The sequence below is a fragment of the Micropruina glycogenica genome (assembly GCF_900289045.1).
In the GTDB taxonomy this organism is placed as follows: domain Bacteria; phylum Actinomycetota; class Actinomycetes; order Propionibacteriales; family Propionibacteriaceae; genus Micropruina; species Micropruina glycogenica.
On sequence record NZ_LT985188.1, the window covers coordinates 1,882,183 to 1,901,914 of the forward strand.

At 68.5% G+C, this 19,732-nt stretch carries 20 protein-coding genes and 1 pseudogene; 7 read left to right on the forward strand and 14 right to left on the reverse strand.

Annotation, left to right across the window (positions count from 1 at the left end):
• Positions 1–51: 51 nt before the first annotated feature.
• Entirely contained in the window at positions 52–1,062 is a 1,011-nt protein-coding gene (locus MPLG2_RS08825; protein WP_105185806.1) for an aldo/keto reductase family protein, read from the forward strand.
• On the opposite strand, the gene MPLG2_RS08830 is transcribed toward MPLG2_RS08825, so the two are convergent.
• The 7 genes from MPLG2_RS08830 to MPLG2_RS08860 form a co-directional block, all read right to left on the reverse strand.
• Positions 1,055–2,464 (reverse strand): APC family permease, encoded by a 1,410-nt coding sequence (locus MPLG2_RS08830; RefSeq protein WP_231935930.1) that lies wholly within the window; start codon positions 2,462–2,464, stop codon positions 1,055–1,057. The genes MPLG2_RS08825 and MPLG2_RS08830 overlap by 8 nt on opposite strands.
• 102 nt (positions 2,465–2,566) lie before the next feature.
• Positions 2,567–3,448: a tRNA pseudouridine(55) synthase TruB gene (gene truB, locus MPLG2_RS08835; RefSeq protein ID WP_105185807.1), complete on the reverse strand. Its 882-nt coding sequence runs from the start codon at positions 3,446–3,448 to the stop codon at positions 2,567–2,569.
• A 9-nt stretch (positions 3,449–3,457) separates the two neighbouring features.
• Entirely contained in the window at positions 3,458–4,030 is a 573-nt protein-coding gene (locus MPLG2_RS08840) for a GNAT family N-acetyltransferase (protein ID WP_105185808.1), read from the reverse strand.
• A gap of 73 nt (positions 4,031–4,103) precedes the next feature.
• Complete coding sequence (gene rbfA / locus MPLG2_RS08845) at positions 4,104–4,538, reverse strand: 30S ribosome-binding factor RbfA (RefSeq protein WP_105185809.1); 435 nt, start codon at positions 4,536–4,538, stop codon at positions 4,104–4,106.
• A 1-nt stretch (position 4,539) separates the two neighbouring features.
• Positions 4,540–7,467, reverse strand: coding sequence for a translation initiation factor IF-2 (gene infB / locus MPLG2_RS08850; protein WP_197710165.1), 2,928 nt, complete (start codon positions 7,465–7,467; stop codon positions 4,540–4,542).
• Positions 7,468–7,590: 123 nt separating this feature from the next.
• Positions 7,591–7,842 carry a YlxR family protein gene (locus MPLG2_RS08855; protein WP_105185811.1) on the reverse strand — a complete coding sequence of 84 codons (252 nt, stop codon included), beginning with the start codon at positions 7,840–7,842 and terminating at the stop codon, positions 7,591–7,593.
• 388 nt (positions 7,843–8,230) lie between these two features.
• Positions 8,231–8,833, reverse strand: coding sequence for a hypothetical protein (locus MPLG2_RS08860; RefSeq protein ID WP_105185812.1), 603 nt, complete (start codon positions 8,831–8,833; stop codon positions 8,231–8,233).
• A 106-nt stretch (positions 8,834–8,939) separates the two neighbouring features.
• Here MPLG2_RS08860 and MPLG2_RS08865 point away from each other — a divergent pair.
• The 3 genes and pseudogenes from MPLG2_RS08865 to MPLG2_RS08875 form a co-directional block, all read left to right on the forward strand.
• A pseudogene (locus MPLG2_RS08865) lies at positions 8,940–9,695 on the forward strand (IS3 family transposase); the annotation flags it as partial.
• 287 nt (positions 9,696–9,982) lie between these two features.
• A complete protein-coding gene (locus MPLG2_RS08870; protein WP_158681008.1) occupies positions 9,983–10,438 on the forward strand; it encodes a hypothetical protein in 456 nt (151 codons plus the stop codon).
• A 53-nt stretch (positions 10,439–10,491) separates the two neighbouring features.
• The gene (locus tag MPLG2_RS08875) at positions 10,492–10,926 is read left to right on the forward strand and encodes a hypothetical protein (RefSeq protein ID WP_158681010.1); all 435 of its coding nucleotides are present in this window, start codon (positions 10,492–10,494) and stop codon (positions 10,924–10,926) included.
• Between the two features lie 327 nt (positions 10,927–11,253).
• On the opposite strand, the gene MPLG2_RS19655 is transcribed toward MPLG2_RS08875, so the two are convergent.
• The 3 genes from MPLG2_RS19655 to MPLG2_RS08885 all read right to left on the reverse strand — a co-directional run bounded on the left by MPLG2_RS19655 (position 11,254) and on the right by MPLG2_RS08885 (position 12,821).
• Entirely contained in the window at positions 11,254–11,382 is a 129-nt protein-coding gene (locus MPLG2_RS19655; protein WP_269459178.1) for a hypothetical protein, read from the reverse strand.
• A gap of 86 nt (positions 11,383–11,468) precedes the next feature.
• Positions 11,469–12,179, reverse strand: a complete 711-nt coding sequence (locus MPLG2_RS08880) for a dienelactone hydrolase family protein (protein ID WP_331826939.1) — start codon at positions 12,177–12,179, stop codon at positions 11,469–11,471.
• A 30-nt stretch (positions 12,180–12,209) separates the two neighbouring features.
• On the reverse strand, positions 12,210–12,821 hold the full coding sequence (locus MPLG2_RS08885; RefSeq protein ID WP_197710130.1) for a type 1 glutamine amidotransferase domain-containing protein: 612 nt from the start codon (positions 12,819–12,821) through the stop codon (positions 12,210–12,212).
• 156 nt (positions 12,822–12,977) lie between these two features.
• On the opposite strand from MPLG2_RS08885, the gene MPLG2_RS08890 reads away from it, so the two are divergent.
• Positions 12,978–13,874 carry a LysR family transcriptional regulator gene (locus MPLG2_RS08890; RefSeq protein ID WP_105185817.1) on the forward strand — a complete coding sequence of 299 codons (897 nt, stop codon included), beginning with the start codon at positions 12,978–12,980 and terminating at the stop codon, positions 13,872–13,874.
• A 73-nt stretch (positions 13,875–13,947) separates the two neighbouring features.
• Positions 13,948–14,487: a Clp protease N-terminal domain-containing protein gene (locus MPLG2_RS08895; protein ID WP_105185818.1), complete on the forward strand. Its 540-nt coding sequence runs from the start codon at positions 13,948–13,950 to the stop codon at positions 14,485–14,487.
• A 126-nt stretch (positions 14,488–14,613) separates the two neighbouring features.
• Here MPLG2_RS08895 and nusA read toward each other — a convergent pair whose 3' ends face one another.
• Complete coding sequence (nusA, locus tag MPLG2_RS08900) at positions 14,614–15,582, reverse strand: transcription termination factor NusA (RefSeq protein WP_105185819.1); 969 nt, start codon at positions 15,580–15,582, stop codon at positions 14,614–14,616.
• Between the two features lie 2 nt (positions 15,583–15,584).
• Positions 15,585–16,061, reverse strand: a complete 477-nt coding sequence (rimP, locus tag MPLG2_RS08905) for a ribosome maturation factor RimP (protein ID WP_231935932.1) — start codon at positions 16,059–16,061, stop codon at positions 15,585–15,587.
• 83 nt (positions 16,062–16,144) lie between these two features.
• Between rimP and MPLG2_RS08910 the strand changes: the two genes are divergently transcribed.
• Positions 16,145–17,089: a hypothetical protein gene (locus MPLG2_RS08910; RefSeq protein ID WP_158681012.1), complete on the forward strand. Its 945-nt coding sequence runs from the start codon at positions 16,145–16,147 to the stop codon at positions 17,087–17,089.
• A gap of 9 nt (positions 17,090–17,098) precedes the next feature.
• On the opposite strand, the gene MPLG2_RS08915 is transcribed toward MPLG2_RS08910, so the two are convergent.
• A complete protein-coding gene (locus tag MPLG2_RS08915) occupies positions 17,099–17,896 on the reverse strand; it encodes a sulfite exporter TauE/SafE family protein (protein ID WP_105185822.1) in 798 nt (265 codons plus the stop codon).
• Positions 17,896–19,653, reverse strand: a complete 1,758-nt coding sequence (locus tag MPLG2_RS08920) for a proline--tRNA ligase (protein WP_105185823.1) — start codon at positions 19,651–19,653, stop codon at positions 17,896–17,898. Before MPLG2_RS08920 ends, MPLG2_RS08915 begins: the two co-directional genes overlap by 1 nt.
• Positions 19,654–19,732 lie beyond the last annotated feature (79 nt).

The following is a 19,732-nucleotide window of genomic DNA, read 5'->3' on the forward strand; positions in this document are numbered from 1 at the left end:
TTAGTCGGTTCGCGAGGACGGCCCATCGCCACGGAGTGGTTGGATGGGTGCATGGAGTTTCGCTACTTGGGCAACTCGGGGTTGAAGATCTCCGAGATCACGTACGGCAACTGGCTCACGCACGGGTCGCAGGTCGAGAACGAGGCCGCGCTGGCCTGCGTGCGGGCCGCGCTCGATGCCGGCATCACCACCTTCGACACCGCCGACGTCTACGCCAACACCAAAGCCGAGAGCGTGCTCGGCGAGGCGTTGGCCGGCGAGCGCCGCGAGTCGCTCGAGATCATGACCAAGGTCTACTTTCCGACCGGCCCGAAGGGCCCTAACGACACCGGCCTGTCGCGCAAGCACATTCTCGAGTCGATCAACGGCTCCCTGAGTCGGCTCGGCACCGACTACGTGGACGTGTACCAGGCCCACCGCTTCGACGTGGAGACCCCGCTGGAAGAGACCATGCAGGCCTTCGCCGACGTCGTGCGGCAAGGCAAGGCGCTCTACATCGGCGTCAGCGAGTGGACCGCCGATCAGCTGCGCGAGGGCCATGCCCTGGCAAAGGAGCTGGGCGTTCAGCTGATTTCGAACCAGCCGCAGTACTCGATGCTGTGGCGGGTGATCGAACCCGAGGTGGTGCCCACCAGCAAGGAACTGGGCATCTCGCAGGTGGTCTGGTCGCCGGTCGCGCAGGGCATTCTCACCGGCAAGTACCTGCCGGGCGAGCCGCCGCCCGCGGGTTCGCGTGCCACCGACGACAAGGGCGGCGCGAACATGATCGGCCAGTTCATGAACGACGATCTGCTGGCGCGGGTGCAGAACCTGAAGCCGATCGCGTCCGATCTCGACCTGACCATGGCGCAGCTCGCGGTGGCCTGGGTGCTGGCCAACGACAACGTGGCCTGCGCGATCGTCGGCGCCTCCCGACCCGAGCAGGTGACGGCCAACGCGGCGGCCTCCGGCGTCGAACTGTCGGCGGACGTGTTGCAGGCCATCGACGACGCGCTGGGCGACGTCGTGGTGAGCGACCCCGGCTACACGGCGCAGGGCATGCCTAAACATCGGCTCAGTTGAGCGGCCGCCTTGTGCCCAGATCGTCATCGGGGTGCTCGAACCTGGTCGGCTTGTGTTGCGACTTGTTGAACAGAAACATCAGCACGCTGAGCAGCACGCCGATGCCGATCAGCACCGCGGCGATCCAATACTGATCGGTGGAGCGTCCGGTCCACGGGCCGACAAGGTAGGCGCAACTCAGGGCACCGATCACCGGCAGCCAGCTGGGCGCGGTGAAGTGATCGTGTTCGACATTGTCTTTGCGCAGCACGAGCACGGCCACGTTGACCAGCGTGAACACACCCAGTAGCAGCAGGGCGGTGGTGCCGCCGAGCTGTGACACCTGACCGACGACGGTGATCAGCCCGACCGCCAGCAGGGTGGTGAAGATGATGGCCACCCAGGGCGTGCGCCGGCTGTGGTGCACCCGACCGAACACCGGCGGCAGCACGCCCTCGCGCGCCATGCCGTACAGCAGCCGCGACGCCATGAGCATGTTGATCAGTGCCGAGTTGGCCACCGCGAACATCGAGATGAACGGAAAGATCGCACCGATCGGCAGGTTCGGCGCGCCGGTCTGCACCACCAGCAGCAGCGGAGTGGCACCCTCTTTCGACAACTCTCCCGGCGGCACCAACGCCACTGCCGACATCGACACCAGCACGTAGATCAGGCCGGTGATCGACAACCCGGTGAGCATCATCGTGGGAAAGATCTTGGTGGGCTCACGGGTCTCTTCGGCCATGTTCACCGAGTCTTCGAACCCCACCATGGCGAAGAACGCCAATGACGTGGCGGTGGTGACGGCGAGAAAGATGCTCTTGTCTTCGGGGGTCTCGAACACGGTGACGCGCGAGAAGTCGGCCCGCCCCTGCGACATGGCGTAGACGGCGACGAAGATCACCAGCAGCAGGCCCGACAGCTCCACGCAGGTGAGCACCACGTTGGCCTTGACGCTCTCGCCGACGCCGCGAATGTTCACCAGTGCCACCAGCAGCATGAAGCCGATCGCGATCACGATCGTCCAGACCGCGGAGGTTTCGAGGCCGAAGCCGCGCTGCAGGTTCTCGGCGAACGCGCGGGCCGCCGTCGAGGCCGACGTGATGCCCGAGGTCATCACCGTGAAGGCCACCACGAAGGTCAGAAAGTGAATGCCGAACGCCTTGTGCGTGTAGAGGGCGGCACCGGCCGCCTGTGGGTACTTGGTGACCAACTCGAGGTAGCTGTAGGCCGTGATCGTGGCCACGACGAACGCGATGAGAAACGGTAGCCAAACCACTCCCCCGACCTCTTTGGCCACCACGCCGGTCAGCGCATAGATGCCCGTGCCCAGAATGTCGCCGACGATGAACAGCAACAGCAGCCCGGGCCCCATCACCCGCTTGAGTTCGCCTTGGCTTTCGGTGGTTTCGGTTGCTGACACGGCGCACCTCCGTCCGATGAATGCCTCAGCCTGCCCAGAGCGGACGCCTCGCGACAAGAGGTCACCCCCAAAGCGGTGGCACGTTCTCGAAAGACCGCCGGGCTAGGCCAGCACGGCCACCGGCACAGCGCGATCGCCGTCTGGCCGGTACAACGCCAGCAGATCGTGTTGATGCAGCAGCGCGGTCGGGTCGTCGGGCACGGTGATCGACAACGGTCGTCCGTAGCCGACGTCACGCGCCTGGTCGTCGGTGAGTTCGACGACAGCGAAGCTCCGCCTCGCCACCTCGCCCAGCGGCATCAGCGCGGGCGCTTGCGGGGGGTCGGCGGTCAGCTCGTCGGGGCTCAGGGCGCCGGCCAGGTCGAAGCCGCCCACCCGGGTGCGACGCAGCGCGGTCAGGTGCCCACCCACGCCCAGGGAAGCCCCCAGGTCGCGGGCCAGCGCCCGAATGTAGGTGCCCGAGCTGCATTCGACCGCCACGTCCAGATCCGTGACCGCAACCTCAGCCCGGGCAGCGCGGCGGGCCAGCACCTCGAACCGGCTCACCGTCACCGGACGGCCGGCCAGTTCGACGTCGGCGCCGGCACGGGCCAGCGCGTAGGCGCGCTTGCCGTCGACCTTGATCGCCGAGAACGTGGACGGAACCTGCACGATGTCGCCGCGCAGTGCGTCCAGGGCGCTTTCGATGGCGGCGTCCGACACAGCGACTGCCCTCGTTGCCTGGGTCACCTCTCCGTCGGCGTCGTCGGTGTTGGTGGCCTGCCCCAACCTGATGGTGGCCTCGTAGGTCTTCGTGGTGAGCGCCAGGTGGCCCAGTAGCCGGGTACCGCGGCCCACACCGATCACCAGAACACCGGTGGCCATCGGATCGAGGGTGCCCGCGTGGCCCACCTTGCGGGTGCCGAGCAGCCGGCGGCACCGGCCGACCACCTGGTGCGAGGTCCAGCCGCTCGGTTTGTCGACGACCAGAATTCCCGACTGCATCGGGCCAGGTTAGTGGGCCTGAGCGACCGTTCGGCGCACGATGCAGCGGAACTTCGCCAGGTCGGCGACGCGCTCGAAGCCGGCCCGCTCGAACATGTGCAGGGTGCCGTTGAACAGAAACGACGCCGACATCTTCTTGGTGTCCAGATCGTGCCGCGGATAACCCTCGACGCTGCCCCCGCCGGCGTGCGCGATGGCGTCCAGGGCGCCACCCAGAGCCAGTTCGGCGACGCCGCGCTTGCGGTGGTCGCGATCGACGAAGAAGCAGGTGATGCGGTAGTCGGTGGGTTCGATGCCGCTGGCGTCGTACTGCTTGCGGTGGTAGATGTTCGGCAGTTCGACCGGGGTGCCGTACTCGCACCAGCCGACGACGGCGTCACCGTTCATCACCAGAGCGTGGTGGGCGATGCCCTGTTCGACCAGCCGCTTCTTGGCCGCGCAGTTGCCTTCGTGGCTACCGGTGCCGCCCTGTTCGTGAAACCACAAGCACCAGCAGCCGCCGAAGATGCCGTTGTGCTTGCGCACCAGCGCCTCGAACGCGGGAAACGTGGCGTCGCTCAATGCCTCGACACGGTAGGTCATGCGCCGAGGCTAAACCCGGTTGCGGACGTTTCGCGTCCGCAAGGTCTCGCCAAAGCTCGCCCAGCAGTCGGACTCAATCTTCCGACGGCTCCTCGTCGGGGTGCTTGTACGGGTCGGCCTCGCCCGCGTACGACGCGGTGGCGGCCTGCGCCGCCACCGCCTCGTCAGCAGCCTTGGCCCGAGCCAGCGCGTCGGTGATCTGCGCCGCAGTTTCGGGAACCGCGTCGAGCACGAAGTCGATGGTCGGGGTGAACTTCATGCCCAACTGCTTGCCGACCGTCGAGCGGATCAGGCCCTTGGCCGACGACAACGCCGCGGCGGTGTCGTCGCGGGCCTGCTCGTCGCCCAGCACCGTGTAGAACACGGTGCCCTCACGACCGTCACCGGTGAGCCGCACGTCGGTGATGGTGACGAAGCCGAGCCGCGGATCCTTGATCCGCCGCTCCAACAGCTCCGCCACGATCACCTTGATCTGCTCAGCGACCTTGACGTAGCGCGGGTTACCCATCTCAGTCCCTCGCCTTCTCGACCATCTCGAAGGTCTCGATCACGTCGTCGACCTTGATGTCGGAGTAGTTGGCCAGCGTCATGCCGCACTCGTAGCCCTCGCGCACCTCGGTGACGTCGTCCTTCTCGCGCCGCAGCGACGCGATCGAGGTTTCGGTCACCACGACACCGTCGCGGATCAGGCGCGCCTTGCTGTTGCGCCTGATCGAGCCGTCGATCACCATGCAGCCCGCGATCGTGCCGAACTTCGACGAGCGGAAGATCTCGCGGATCTCGGCCTGGCCGCTGACCTTCTCTTCGAAGATCGGCTTCAGCATGCCCTTCAGCGCGGCCTCGACGTCGTCGATCGCGGCGTAGATCACCGAGTAGTAGCGAATGTCGACGCCTGCCGAATCCGCCATCTGGGTGGCCTTGCCCTGCGGCCGCACGTTGAAGCCGATGATGACGGCATCGGACGCCTCGGCCAGCGACACGTTGGTCTCGGTGATCGCACCGACACCGCGGTCGATGACCCGCAGGCTGACCTCGTCGCCGATGTCGATACCGGCCAGCGCATCTTCCAGCGCCTCGACCGAACCGGCCGAATCGCCCTTGAGGATGAGCTTGAGCTCCTGGGTCTCGCCCTTCTCGAGCTGCTCGAACAGCTGGTCGAGGGTCTTGCGACGGGTGGTCTTGGCCAGCAGGGCGGCCCGCTGCCGGGACTCCCGCTTGTCGGCGATCTGGCGCGCCATGCGGTCGTCCTCGACGACCAGGAAGTTGTCGCCCGCGCCCGGCACCGAGGTCAGGCCGAGCACCTGCACCGGCATGGACGGCGGCGCCTCGGTGACCTGCTCGCCCTGATCGTTGATCATGGCGCGCACCCGGCCGTGGGCCGAGCCGGCCACGATCGAGTCGCCGGTGCGCAGCGTGCCGCGGTGCACCAGCACGGTGGCCACGGGGCCGCGGCCCTTGTCGAGATGCGCCTCGATCGCCACACCCTGGGCGGGCATGTCGGGGTTGGCGCGCAGGTCGAGCGACGCGTCCGCGGTCAGCACGACCGCCTCCAGCAGCTCGTCCAGGCCGGTACGGGCGGTGGCCGAGACGTCGACGAACATGGTGTCGCCGCCGTACTCCTCGGGCACCAGGCCGAACTCGGTGAGCTGGCCGCGCACCTTGGTGGGGTCGGCCGACTCTTTGTCGATCTTGTTGACCGCCACCACGATCGGCACCTCGGCCGCCTTGGCGTGGTTGAGCGCCTCGATGGTCTGCGGCATCACACCGTCGTCGGCGGCCACCACCAGCACGGCGATGTCGGTCGACTTGGCACCGCGGGCACGCATGGCGGTGAACGCCTCGTGGCCCGGGGTGTCGATGAAGGTGATCTTGCGCTCTTGGCCGTCGACCTCGGTGGCCACCTGGTAGGCGCCGATCGCCTGCGTGATGCCGCCGGCCTCGCCCGCCACCACGTTGGTGTTGCGAATGGCGTCGAGCAGCTTGGTCTTGCCGTGGTCGACGTGACCCATCACGGTGACCGCCGGCGGACGCGGCGCCAGGTCTTCTTCGCCGCCCTCGTCCTCACCGAACTCGATGTCGAAGCTCTCCAGCAGCTCGCGGTCCTCGTCCTCGGGCGAGACGACCTCGATGGTGTAGTTGAGCTCGGCGCCCAGCACCTGCAGCGTGTCGTCGGCCACCGACTGGGTGGCGTTGACCATTTCGCCCAGGTTGAACAGCACCTGCACCAGCGACGCCGGATCGACGCCGATCTTCTCGGCCAGGTCGGTCAGCGAGGCGCCACGGCGCAGCCGGACGGTGGATCCGTCACCGGGACGGATCCGCACGCCGCCGATCGTCGGCGCCTCCATCTGGTCGAACTCTTGGCGACGCTGCTTCTTGCTCTTGCGTCCGCGCTTGGCGGGACCACCGGCGCGCCCGAAGGCACCCTGGGTGCCGGAGCCGCCACGGCCGCCACGGCCGCGACCGCCACCACCGGTGGGCGGACCACCGGGGCCGCCACGGCCCGGACCGGCGTTGCCGCCGAAGCCGGGCCGTCCGGCGCCGCCGGGACGACCCTGGCCGCCGCCGAAGCCGGGACGTCCGCCACCACCGGTGCGGGTCTGCCCGCCGCCCAGACCGGGGTTGGCCTGGCGGGGCATCATCGCGGGGTTCGGACGAGGCATGCCGGGCACGCCGGGACGAGCCGAGCCGCCCGGACGGGGCGCTCCGGTGCGGGCGTCAGGACGCCCGCCCGGCGCCGTGCCGGTGCCTGCTCCTTCAGGACGGGGGCGACGCACGCCCATGCCCTGGCTGGAGGCGAACGGGTTGTTACCCGGACGCGGCGTGCCGGTGCGGCGGGCCGCGTTGCCGGCGCCGGGCACACCACCCGTACCACCGGGACGCGGCATCGGCCGCGGGGTCGGAGTACCACCCGTGGACGGCCGGGACTGCTGCGGCGCACTGGGCCGCGGCTGCGGCGTGGCGCTCGGGCGCGGTGTCGCGCTCGGGGCCTGGGGCGTCGCCCTCGGCGCGGCGGCCGGAGCCTGCGCAGCGGGGCGCGCGGGCGCAGCGGACTGCGCTGGGGCAGCGGACTGCGCGGGCGCGGCGGACTGTGTGGGCGCGGCGGGCTGGGGCTGCGCCGGTGCCGACGCGGCCGGGGCGGGCGTGCTCGGCTTGGCCGCTGGGGCTGCCGGACGTGCGCCAGACGGCGCAGTACGAGCGGGTGCGGCCTTTGCTGGTGCGGCTGCCGGTGCGGCGGGAGCCGACTCGGTGGCCAGCTTCTCTTTCACCTTGCGCACCACGGGTGCCTCGATCGTAGATGAGGCGGAGCGGACGAATTCCCCCATACCCTTGAGGGTCGACAACAGCTCTTTGCTTTCGAGTCCGAGCTCTTTTGCGAGCTCGTAGACGCGGACTGCCACTAGTCTCCTTCGGCGGTCCGCGGGCGCGCGGACCAGTTAGTTGTTGATGCTCATTTCGAGGTACTCATCGAGTGGTCATGAGCGTTAGCCCACTTTCTGGTTGGGATCCGCCCTGGTCGGCGGAGGCGCACGGATAACTCTATCGCCGTCGCCCTCGAATCACCCAACCGACAACGACGCCAAGACATTCCGCACGGCGGCAGCGTCGAGCTGACGACGCAGCCCACGCGCCAGCGCGCGCGTCTTCAGCGCCCGCTCGACGCAGGCCGGGTGCACGTAGACGCCCCGGCCGGGCAGCAACTGCTGCTCGTCGATGGTGACGGCCGACCCGCCGTCCCACACCAGGCGCACCAGGGTGGGCTTGTCGGCCCGGCCGCGGCAGCCGGCGCACATGCGAACAGGAGTGGTCATGACGCCGCCCAGCCTAATGCGGCTCGCCGGTCGAGCCTCGTCGAGACCCACTCACAGCGACCAGACAGGGTGCGCGTAGTGCGCACCCAGCCTCGGACGGTTTCGTAGTGGTCAGGCAAGCAAGACAACGCGCACCGGTGCAGAACGGAGGTCACAACTGGCAGCACGACCGACTGATTCCTCTTTCCGACCCGGCCGTCCCCCCTGGACGGCCGGGTTCAGTCGTGTTCGGGCCGGTGAATCAGCCTTGTTCGGGAGGGGTGAGTGGCGCCGGACTGGGAGCGCCTCTCGGCGCGGGGCCGCTCGAAGCGGCAAGTGTTGGAGCCCGGGGCTACCGCAGTCCGGCGCCGTTGACCGAATATAGGCCCCGCGACCGCAAGACCCAAGCTCAACGCAAAGAATCGGCGCGCCAGAGCCCGGCACAGGCCGAAAGATCTGCCGACATCTGCTGCAGCCGCTGCGCCCGCAACAGGTGGTCGCGGCCGTCGAGTTCGGCACTGCCGGCCGAGGTCACCGCACAAAAGGCCGCTGCGCGTTCGAGGGCCACCGCGAAGTCGCCGGTGAACGCCCCGCGCAAAATGTCGTCGGCGATTCGGCGCACGTCTTCGGGCCGCGGCGGGTCGATGCCGGCCACCACGTGATTGGGTTCGGTGAACCGCACCCCGGCCGCGTACACCCGGCCCACGCCCGCCGCATCGGTACGCATCCATTCGCGAATGAAGTAGAGCCGCCATAGCGCGCCGGGAAGGCTGCGGGGTGGACGCGAAGCCCACAGGTCGGCCAGCGTCGACAACCCGATCTCGTCGACCAAGGCGAGCATCCGTTCGGCCGTCGCCGGGTCGTCGCCGGCGCGGCCGGTCTGCACCAGCACCCGCGCCGTCTCGTGGGCGGCATGCAACCGGGCGATGGGGTCAGACGCCTGCCCCATCAGTTCGAGCACGGCCGGGTCACGAAACGCCGGACGCCTTGGCGGACGATTGTCTGTAGCCATCGCCAAACAGCTTACGTCTCGACGGCACGCTCCGTCGCAATTGTGACGCACTCGCGCCCAAGGCACGTCGAACACGGAGCGGTACAGCACCATCACCACAGTCGCAAAGCTGTTGGAGCACAATCGCCGAGTGCATACCGAGAACTTCGGGGATGGCCCGCGGCAGGTGTGGCTGGTGTTGAACCGCGAAGGCATACCGGTCGCCCGCTACAACGTCGAGCGGCTGATGACAGCCGCTGGGCTGGTCGGAGTGGTGCGCGGCAAGGTCAAACGCACCACCATCGCCCGCGCCGGTCCCAAACCGGATGACCGGGTGCAGCGCAAGTTCGAGCCGCTGGCGCCGAACCGGCTAAGGGTGGCCGACTTCACCTACGTCCCCACCTGGGCAGGGTGGGTATTTCGTCGCGTTCGTGATCGACGCCTACGCCCGCCGCATCCTCGGCTGGCGCACCGCCACCAGCATGACCACCGAGCTGGTCCTGGACGCCATCAAGCAAGCCATCTGGACCGGCAAACCGAGGGCCACGACCAGTTCGAGCAGCTGGTCGCGCACAACGACCGAGGCGTCCAATACCTGTCGGTAGTTACTCAGAACGACTCGCCCAGGCGGGCATCACGCCGTCGGTCGGCGGGGTCGGCTCCAGCTTCGACAACGCCCTGGCCGATAGCATCGAGGGCTAGACAAGATCGAAGTGATCCGCCGCCAGGGACCCTGGCGCAACCTCGACACCGTCGAGATCGCCACCGCCGAATCGATCGGCTGGTACAACAACCAGCGGCTCAACCAGTACTGCGGCGACATGCCCCCGCCGTCCTGGAACAAGTCCACTGCGCTCAACAACAACCTTCAGCCGCAAGGTAAGGGAGCCAAACCAACTCCGGACATGCCCGGGAGGTTCAGTGATGCGCTGGCAAACTCAGAGGCTTTGGCAGGAACTACTATTTTCGCCGCCTTGCGCCATGTGGGCTCTATCAGTAGGCTCCTGACACCTACCCCTAAAGATAGGCCCTAGCCTAATGAAGCAAGAACGAAAGGCACTTGCCACTTTCGGTGCAATTGCCTGTGTTATGGTCTGCACTTCCACTTCGGCAGCAGTTGCATCCGCCCAAGAAGCCGCCCCTAAAAGTGTGATTTGTCAAGGTTCACCGTTGGATCCAACGTCTGCTGGCCAACGAATCACCCCGAGCCACACGCGCACTGCCAGCGAGTACAGCTTCTCCAATAAGAAGAAGATCTACATTGCTTCGAGGGGGTCACGCATCTACGGCGATCGGAATGTGACGCTCAAGATCGAGAGTGGAATATCGCACACGATCAGCGGATCCATCACGGGCACTGCGGAGGTAGAGGCGGGGGTGTTGTTCGCGAAGGCGAGCGCGAGCCTTGCCGTCACCGTGGGCGGCTCAGTCACGACCACCAGCAACCATGGCGGGTCATGGAAGGTCACTCAGAAGGTCGGCTGGTTGGAGGTGGGCACGCTGAACGGGTACTCATTTAGTTGGACCAAGTTTCACTACAAGGCCCCCTGCACCAAGGTAGTTGAGGGAAAGGGCACCGCGAAGGCTGCAGTCAAGGGTGCTCCCGCATATTACAAGCACAGTTGACCTCCGGCATGACGTTAGTGGGGCGCGCAGGCGTGCTTAGTCTCAGCATTGGCGTGGCGATCGCACTCACCGGGTGCATCGCCACACCTTTGTCGACGCCTGATATGCCCACCGCCTCGCCAGGCCCCACCCAGATCAATAGCGGCTTGGAACTCGATCGGTCTCTGCGGGCCGGGCAGCACCAGCCGTCTTTCGGACGACTTCTCGCGGCGACCCAAAGCGGCGGCGTGATGACCATTCAGGTGCAACTTGAGCAGATCACAGGTGCGGTCATAGCGGTGTTCGTATGCTCAGGTGAGATGGCCGGCCCATCCGTAACTCTTCGCCGAGGCGGCAAGACCCTGCTGCGCGTCTGGACAGACGGGTGCGATCAGTCAAAGCTCTACAGCGGCCAGAGTGAACCAATCGGCCAAGGCGGCCCGGCAGAGCTGGTTGTTGCGGCACCCGACGGTGTGCGCTTCGCGCTGGTCTTGGAGGAAGTTGCATAGGGCTGACCAGCCGAGTGACCCCACCCGCCAGCAAACCGCCTCCGCTGTCACACACAGCGCACAGGCAGACATCAGCGCCCTTGCCAGCCGGGCTCACTGTTCTCATGGACAGCAAGCAGAGGACCGGGCTGGCGATCGGCGCCGCAGCGATCGGGGCCGGGGCGGTGTTCGGCGTCTCGTAAGCCGTCTGCAGCAGCGTGATTCGATCACGAGCGCAACCGGCCAGACCTCATAAGCCACAGCCAAAGCCAAGGCGGCGCTGTGGCGGCATGGGCATGAACAACCTCGCCCGTCTGGCCAAGAAGTTCGGCGTCGCCGCGACAAAGGTTACTGAGGCGATCCAGTCGTGCGTTCGGCCGTCGCCGGGTCGTCGCCGGCGCGGCCGGTCTGCACCAGCACCCGCGCCGTCTCGTGGGCGGCATGCAACCGGGCGATGGGGTCGGACCCCTGCCCCATCAGTTCGAGCACGGCCGGGTCACGAAACGCCGGACGGCGGGGAGTCGGCTGGTCACTCGGCCCCGGTTCAGCTTAACCCCCCTGGCTCACGCAGCCAGCGCGTCGAGAATCGCTCGCCAGGTGGCCGAGGTTGCGGCGTCCGAATACGTTGCCCGGCGCCCTGCGCAGGCGAAGCCGTGACCGACGCCGGGCAGCACCAGCAGTTCGTGCTGAACGCCGGCGGCGCCGAGCAGCGCGTCGATGTCGTCGAGATCGGGGCCTACGAGGGCGTCGTCCGAACCTGCCAGCACCAGCACGCTAGTCGCGCCCAGGTCTGCCGCACGCTGCAACGGCGCGGGCGTCGCGATCGGACCGCCCCCGTGCACCGTCCACCCGGGGTAGACGGCCACGACCACCTCGAAGGTCAGGTGCGTGGCGGCGACCAGGGCCATAAATCCCCCGACGCTGAAACCGACGATGCCGACCGGGCCTGGTTCGAGTAGGTCGCGGGTCTGGCGGATCTGCTCCACGAGGGATTCCGCCTGCAGGTCGCGCAGCAGTGCGAAACCGCGCGCTCGACCGGCGTCGTCGTAGGGCAGTTGCAAGCCGCGCTCGGTGCCCGTGAAGAGATCGACGGCGGCCACCGCATGGCCCGCCTCGGTGAGCGTGCTCATGGCCTCGTGCACCAGGTCGGTCATGCCGTACAACTCGCCGATCACCAACACGCCGCCAGGGTTGCGACGGTCAGAGCTATCGCCCTCTGGGCGGGCCACCAATGCGGAGCCGCCGCCCGGCAAGGTTCGCCACGTACCGATCACGAGCCCGCGTGGCTCAGTCGCGCCAACACCTCAACCGCGACACGTTCGGTCGATTGCGGGGTTCTGGCCCGTGATCAACCGGCCGTCCACCACCACGTGCTCGGTGAAGGCCGGGGCTTCGCGGTAGTCGGCACCCAGTTCGGCCAGCCGGTCGGCCAGCAGAACCGGCACCACGTCGTCGACTCGGGCCGCGCGCTCTTCAGCGTTGCTGAAGCCGGTCACGGCGCGGCCCCGCACCAGCGGCTGCCCGGAGGTATCGACGGCACCCACCAGCGCCGCCGGGCCGTGGCAGACCGAGGCCACCAGACCGCCGGCGGCCCACACCGCCGAGGCAGCGGCACCGACGACCGGGCTCGTGAAGTCCCGAATGATGCCGTGTCCGCCGGCGAAGAAGACGGCCCCGTAGCGGGCGAGGTCGACCTCGGCCAGGGCCGGCGCGGCGTCGAGGTCGGCACCGGCGAAGAAGGCCTGCTGGTCGGGGTCGGCGGTGTCGAGGCCGTCGAAGGGTGGTCGCCCGCCCGCCACCGAGGCGAGGTCGACCGCCAGGCCGGCCTCGGTGAAGGCGACCCAGGGAATCGCCACCTCGGGCGCGTAGGCGCCCGTGCGGCGGCGGCCGCCCAGGTCGTCATGGCTGGTCGTCACGACCAAGACGCGAGACGGTCGATCATTCATCGTGGCTCCGATCTGAAAGGTGATGAGTGCGTCACTCACTGTCGGGCCTCACGAGCCATCGGCGCTACGCCAGTGACGGCATAGTCATTATCGGAATTCTGATAGGTTGCTGCCGTCTCCGACCCGGTGGATCTCGAGTTGCTGCGCACCTTCGCCGCCATTCACCGCACCGGCACGCTGACCGGCGCGGCAAAGCTCTTAGGCGTGTCGCAACCCACCGTGACGGCGCGTTTGCGCTCGCTGGAGGGCCACACCGCAACCCGGCTGTTCGAAGGAGACGCACGCGGCTGCCGCGCGACACCGGCCGCCGACGAACTCGCCGCGCGACTGCACCTGCCCCTGGCAGAACTGGAGTCGGTGGCCGAATCGCTGGGCGGCCAGTCGGGCCTGGCGGGCGCAACGCTGCGCCTCGGGGCACCGGCCGAGTTCACCGAGTACGTGCTGCCCTCTGCGCTGGCCGGCCTGGCGGCGGGCGGGCTGACCACGCACGTCACGCTGGGCCTTGCCGCCGACCTGCAGCAAGGCCTGACCGCCGGCACCCTCGACCTGGTGGTGAGCACCGCCAAGCCGCCCAAGCGGACTGTGTGGCAGCCGCTGCTCGACGAGGAGTTCGTGCTGGTGGCCGCACCCCGCCTGGCGGCCGGCCTGGCTCCGCGTGCCTTGCGTGACCGCCCCGCAGCAACTCTGGGCGCTCTGCCGCTGGTGAGCTACGACGGGCAGCAGTCGATCATCAGACTATGGAGGCGCCACGTGCTCGGCGCGCCGCCGCCGGCGGCGTCGAGAGTCACTGTGCCCGACCTGCGAACAGTACGACGGCTGGTGATCGAGGGCGCCGGAATCAGCGCCCTGCCCCGCTACCTGTGCGCCTCCGAGCTTGCCGCGGGCGAGTTGGTGGTGCTGGTTGAGCCCGAGGACTCCCCCATCAACACCTTCTACCTGGTGACCCTGCGGCAGTTGCGCACCAGGCCCGCCGTCGCGGCCGCCTGGACGGCCATTCAGGGGGCAGTGCGCAACGGCGCCTGATCACCGGGCGACTCACAGCAGAGTCCCAGGCGCGGATCAGCGCCCTGCCAGCCGAGCCCGGCTCACTGTTCTCATGGAAAGCAAGCAGAAGACCGGGCTGGCCATCGGCGCGGCCGTGATCGGGGCGGGGGCGGTGTTCGGCGTCTCGTACGCCCTGGGCAGCAGCACCAGCGAGTCGCAGGCGCAGCCGGCCGCACAAGCCTCTCAAGGAGGCGGTCAGGGCTCGGGCCGCGGCGGCCCCGGCGGCGGTGGCGCTGGCGGCATGGGCATGAGCAACCTCGCCCCCGCGCTGGCCAAGAAGCTCGGCGTCGATGAGGCCAAGGTGACCGAGGCCATCCAGTCGGTGATGCAGGCCAACCGGCCCAGCGGTCAGCCGACCGACGGCGGTCAGCCGGGTGACGCGCCCAGCGACGGCACGCAGGCCAGCCCTGGCGCGCGACCCTCCGGCGGCGGTTTCGATCGCTCGGGTATGGAAGAGAAGCTGGCCAAAGCGATCGCCGAGAAGCTCGGCATCGACGAGGCCACGGTCACCAAGGCCATCGAAGAGGTGCGCGCCGAGCAGCGGGCGAGCCGCTCGTCCAGCGCCCAGCCGACCGCGAGCCCGTCCGCCTGACCCACAGACCCCCCGCCGGCCGAGCTGCAGCCGATCCCCCTGGACGGTTGAGCCGCTGATCCCCTCCGACGGGACCTATCTACGCACCCGGCACTCGCTCCTACCGCGACCGCCGGGTGCGTGACGCTACGCCTGGGTGTCGGGCCTGATGTCGATGCGCCAGCCGGTCAGCCGAGCGGCCAGCCGAGCGTTCTGACCCTCGCGTCCGATCGCCAACGAGAGCTGATAGTCGGGCACGATCGCCCGGCACGACCGAGCCGCCTCGTCGGTGACGATCACCTGGCTGACCTTCGCCGGCGACAGCGCCTCTTTGACGAACACCGTGGGGTCGGCCGACCAGTCGACGATGTCGATCTTCTCTTCGTTCAGTTCGTGCATCACCGCGCGCACCCGCTGCCCCATGGGGCCGATGCAGGCGCCCTTGGCCGATACGTCGGGGTTGTGCGACTGCACGGCGATCTTGGTGCGGTGACCGGCCTCGCGAGCGATCGCCTTGATCTCGACGATGCCCTGTTCGATCTCGGGCACCTCGAGCCTGAACAGTTTCTGCACCAGGTTGGGGTGGGTGCGCGACACCACCACCTGCGGGCCGCGCAGTTCACGCCGCACGCTCACCACGTAGACCCGCAGCCGCTTGCCGTGCGAGTAGACCTCACCGGCCACCTGTTCGGCCTGCGGCATGATCGCCTCGATGCTGCCCAGGTCGACCCGCACGGTGCGCGAGTCGCGGTCCTGTTGCACGACGCCGAGCAGAATGTCACCCTCGACGGCCGAGAAGTGACCGTACTTCTGATCGTCTTCGGCCTGCCGGATGCGCTGGTAAATCACCTGGCGGGCGGTGGCGGCGGCGACCCGTCCGAAGTTGTCGGGAGTGTTGTCGTACTCGCCGATCTTCTGCCCCTCGTCGTCGAGTTCGGGAGCGAACACGGTGACCCGGCCCGTTTTGCGGTCGAGCTGCACCCGCGACCCGGCCACGTGGTGGTCGGTCTTCTCATAGGCGTTGAGCATGGCGTCTTCGAGCGCCTCGACCAGCACCGTCATCGGAATCTCGCGATCGCGTTCGAGGGCGCGCAGCGCCTCCATGTCGATGTCCATGATCACTCCTGTTCGTCGTCGAGGCTGCGGTTGAGCTCGAGCTTCACCTGGGCCTTGTCGATCTGCTGCAGCGGCACCGTGCGCTGCTCACCCTCGACATCGAGGGTGAGTCGCCCGTCGGCGACGGCCACGATGCGGCCGGTCAGTCGCTCCGACTCGGTGGTCAGGGCCACCAGCCGTCCGACGTTGCGCCGAAAGTGCTTCTCTTCGGTGAGCGGACGGCTGACGCCCCGCGAGCTGACCTCGAGCGTCCACGGTTGGCTGCCCATGGCGGGCGCGTCGTCGAGCACCTTCGAGATGGCCCGGGTGGCGTCGGCGATCTCGTCCAAGGACGGGCCGCGGCCCTCGGGGCCGTCGCCGTCGAGAAAGATGCGCACCACGCGGCGCTTGCCGGCGGGCAGAACGTCGACCCGATCGACTTCGAGACCACAGGAGGCGACCACGGGGGCCACCAGTGACGTGACGGTTGCCGGTTCCACGGAACGTCCTCCTCGATGCAATTGTCTCGATGCGATTGTGCGGTGCAGTTGTCGGGTCGAGTTTAACCGGTAGCGTCGGGGCCGTGATCGGACGGCGTGCATTGCTGATCGGCGGCGCGCTCGGGCTGACCGGCATGGCCGGCTGCGGCGTGGTGAACGTCACGCTGCCGTGGAACCCGCCCTCGCCGCTGCCGGTGGCCGCGGCACCCGACCTGCCCGGGCAACTGGCGCGCGCCAGGGCGCTGGCCGACCACCTGATCGATCACGCCGAGGCGTGGACGCTATCGGCCCGTCAGGTGGCCTCGTTGCGCTGGTTCGCCAAGGCGGTGGACGCCCACGCGCGGGTGCTGCTGTCGAGCGACCCGGCCCGCCGGCAACAGGTGACCACGCCGCTGCCGTCCGCCAAGAAGGTGACCACCGCGACGGCGAAGGCGACCTACGCCGCCCTCACTGCGCTGTTGGCCACCCTGGCCGCCGAGCACCGGGCCAGGGCGTTGCCCGCCGAGGGCGAGGCGGCGCTGCTGTGGGCGTCGCTGGCCGCGTTCAGCAGCACCATGGCGACACGGCTGTCGGTCGGGTTCGCCAAGCGGGGCGACGACGACACCGGGCTCACCCCCGACCTGACCGCGACGACCCGCGAGAAGGTGCTGGCGATGTGCCTTCAGGCCGCCTACAGCTACGAGCTGGCGATCGCGGCACCGTCGCTGACCGCCGACGATCAGCACCTGCTGCAGCAGCGGTTGCGCGCGTGGCGAACGCTGCGCGAGAACGTGCTGGCCGTCGGCTCCGAAGCGAGTGCCGGCCCGCCGCCGATCGGCTACGACCTGCGTCCGGCACGCAACCGAGCGGGGGCGTTCGCCCTCGCCGTTCAGACCGAAACCGCGGCCCTGCCGATCTTCGGTGGGTGGGTGGCGGGCACTGCCGTCAAGTCGGAACGCAGCGTGGGTGTGGGCGCCCTCGCGGGCGCCAACACCGCCCTGGTTCGTTTCGGCGGCAACGCGCTGCGCTGGCCGGGCTGGCCGGCGTGAATCTGGCGTTCAGCCCCAGTAGGTGAAGAAGGTGTCCCAGGCCAGCTTGATCGCCAGGGCCCCGACCACCAGCAGACAGACCTTGCGAATGAACGCGTTGCCGCGGGTCAGGGCGGTGCGGGCGCCGAGGTAGCCGCCGGTCAGGTTCGCCACCCCCATCGCCAGGCCGAGGCCCCACAGAATGTTGCCGGTGATCGCGAACGCCACGATCGCGGACGCGTTGGTGGTGAGGTTCGCCAGTTTCGCCAGTGCGGTCGAGGCCAGAAAGTCGTGCCCGATCACGCTCACCAGGGCGAGCACGAAGAAGGTTCCGGTGCCGGGCCCGATGAAGCCGTCCCACAACCCCACCACCAGGCCGATGGCCGCCATGCGCAGTCGCGCGTCGTTGCCGGTGTGCTTCACCGCGGCGTGCAACCCGAGATTCGGCCGCCGCCACGTGTACCAACCCACGCTCACCACGGCGAACAGCACCAGCGGCGTGAAGTGCTGCCGGGGCAGAAAGTGGGTGAGCTGCGCCCCCGTCCACGACCCGATCGCCGCGGCGACCAGCAGCGGCCACGCCAGCCCCCAGTCGACCTTGATGGTGCGCAGGTAGGTGAGGCTCGCGGTCAGCGTGCCCATGAACGACGGCAGCTTGTTCGTGCCCGCAATGGTGGCCACCGGGGTGTCGGGCGGCAGCCCGATCAGCAGTGCGGGCAACTGAATCAAGCCGCCCCCGCCCACCACCGCGTCGATCCAACCCGCCAGAAAGGACGCCAGCACCAGCAATGCCAGGGTGAGCAGGGGCAGCTCCAGGCCCGCGGTCATCAGGACAGCAGCAGCGCGACCAGCGCCTCGGTCGCTCCGTGCACCGACAACTCGGACCGCTCGCCGCTGGCGCGGTCGCGCACCTCGATCAGGCCGTCGGCCAGGCCCCGTCCGACCACCACGGCCGTCGGGACGCCCAGAATCTCGGCGTCGGTGAACTTCACCCCTGGGCTCGCCTTACGGTCGTCGAGCAGCACGTCGATGCCGGCCGCCGACAACTCCATGGCCAGCTTCTCGGCGAACTCGACCACCGCGGAGTCCTTGCCGGTGGCCAGAATCTGCACGTCGAACGGCGCCAGTTCGCGCGGCCACACCAGCCCGCGCTCGTCGGCGTGCGTCTCGGCCACTGCGGCAACGGCCCGCGAGACTCCGACGCCGTAGGAGCCCATGGTGACCGTGACCAGCTTGCCCTGCTCGTTGAGCACCTTCAGGCCGAGCGCTTCGGCGTACTTGCGGCCGAGCTGAAAGATGTGGCCCATCTCGATGCCGCGGGCCAGCGACAGGGGGCCCGAGCCGTCGGGCGACGGGTCGCCCTCGCGCACCTCGGCCACGTCGATCACGCCGTCGGGGCTGAAGTCGCGGCCGGCGACCAGGTCGATCACGTGCGTGTCGTAGGAGTTGGCGCCGGTCACCCAGCGGGTGCCGGTGACCACCCGGGGGTCGACCAGATAGCGCACCCCGCTGACCGACTTCTCCCCTAGCGCCTCGGGCCCGATGTAGCCCTTCTTGAGAGCGGGGTTGGCGGCGAAGTCGTCGTCGAGGAACGGCAGCACCTCGGCCGGCTCGACCGCCGCTTCGAGGCGTTTCATATCGACCTCGCGGTCGCCGGGCAGGCCGATCGCCAGGATCGTCCGCTTGCCCCCCGGGTACACCAAGTGAAAGACCACGTTCTTCAGCGTGTCGGCGCCCGTCCAGGGCCGGTCATCGCGCGGGTACTCGGCGTTCACCCGGTCGACCAGGGTGGCGATGGTGGGTGTGTCGGGGGTCGGAACGCGCCGCGCGGCGGGGGCGTCGGCGAAGTCGAGCGGCTCGGGCGCCGGCACCGTGACCGCTTCGACGTTGGCCGCGTAGCCGCCGGGCGAGCGCACGAAGGTGTCTTCGCCCGAATCGGCGATCGCCAGGAACTCCTCGGACGCCGACCCGCCCATCGCACCTGAGGTGGCCTTGACGATCACGAACTCGAGCCCGAGCCGGTTCATGATCGCGATGTAGGCCTCACGATGCCGCTGGTACGAGGCGTCCAGGCCCGCGTCGTCGACGTCGAAGCTGTAGCTGTCTTTCATCACGAACTCGCGGCCGCGCAGAATGCCGGCCCGGGGCCGGGCCTCGTCGCGGTACTTGGTCTGAATCTGGTACAGGCTCAGCGGCAGGTCTTTGTACGAGCTGTAGAGGTCTTTCACCAGCAGGGTGAACATCTCTTCGTGGGTGGGCCCGAGCAGAAAGTCGTTGCCGCGGCGGTCTTGCAGCCGAAACAGGTTCTGCCCGTACTCGGTCCAGCGGTTCGTCGCTTCGTAGGGCTCACGCGGCAGCAGCGCGGGAAAGCGGACCTCTTGGGCGCCGATGGCGTCCATCTCTTCGCGGACGATGCGCTCGACCTTGGCGAGCACCTTCAGGCCCAGCGGCAGCCAGCTGTAGATGCCCGGGGCTGCGCGCCGAATGTAGCCGGCGCGAACCAGCCAGCGGTGGCTGGCCACCTCGGCGTCGGCCGGATCCTCACGCAGGGTGCGGACGAACAGCGTGGACAGACGGGTGATCACGTCGTTGGGGACCTCTCTTGACGAACGAGCAGGGGCCAGCCTAATGGCAGCGCCGTGGTGAAATGAGGGCCACTTCGGC

Excerpts from the sequence above, each read along its gene's own strand:
- MPLG2_RS08825 (WP_105185806.1), top strand. The coding sequence starts at position 52 with ATGGAGTTTCGCTACTTGGGCAACTCGGGGTTGAAGATCTCCGAGATC.
- truB (WP_105185807.1), bottom strand. The coding sequence starts at position 3,448 with ATGCAGTCGGGAATTCTGGTCGTCGACAAACCGAGCGGCTGGACCTCG.
- MPLG2_RS08840 (WP_105185808.1), bottom strand. The coding sequence starts at position 4,030 with ATGACCTACCGTGTCGAGGCATTGAGCGACGCCACGTTTCCCGCGTTC.
- rbfA (WP_105185809.1), bottom strand. The coding sequence starts at position 4,538 with ATGGGTAACCCGCGCTACGTCAAGGTCGCTGAGCAGATCAAGGTGATC.
- MPLG2_RS08855 (WP_105185811.1), bottom strand. The coding sequence starts at position 7,842 with ATGACCACTCCTGTTCGCATGTGCGCCGGCTGCCGCGGCCGGGCCGAC.
- MPLG2_RS08860 (WP_105185812.1), bottom strand. The coding sequence starts at position 8,833 with ATGGCTACAGACAATCGTCCGCCAAGGCGTCCGGCGTTTCGTGACCCG.
- MPLG2_RS19655 (WP_269459178.1), bottom strand. The coding sequence starts at position 11,382 with ATGGGGCAGGGGTCCGACCCCATCGCCCGGTTGCATGCCGCCCACGAG.
- MPLG2_RS08895 (WP_105185818.1), top strand. The coding sequence starts at position 13,948 with ATGGAAAGCAAGCAGAAGACCGGGCTGGCCATCGGCGCGGCCGTGATC.
- nusA (WP_105185819.1), bottom strand. The coding sequence starts at position 15,582 with ATGGACATCGACATGGAGGCGCTGCGCGCCCTCGAACGCGATCGCGAG.
- MPLG2_RS08915 (WP_105185822.1), bottom strand. The coding sequence starts at position 17,896 with ATGACCGCGGGCCTGGAGCTGCCCCTGCTCACCCTGGCATTGCTGGTG.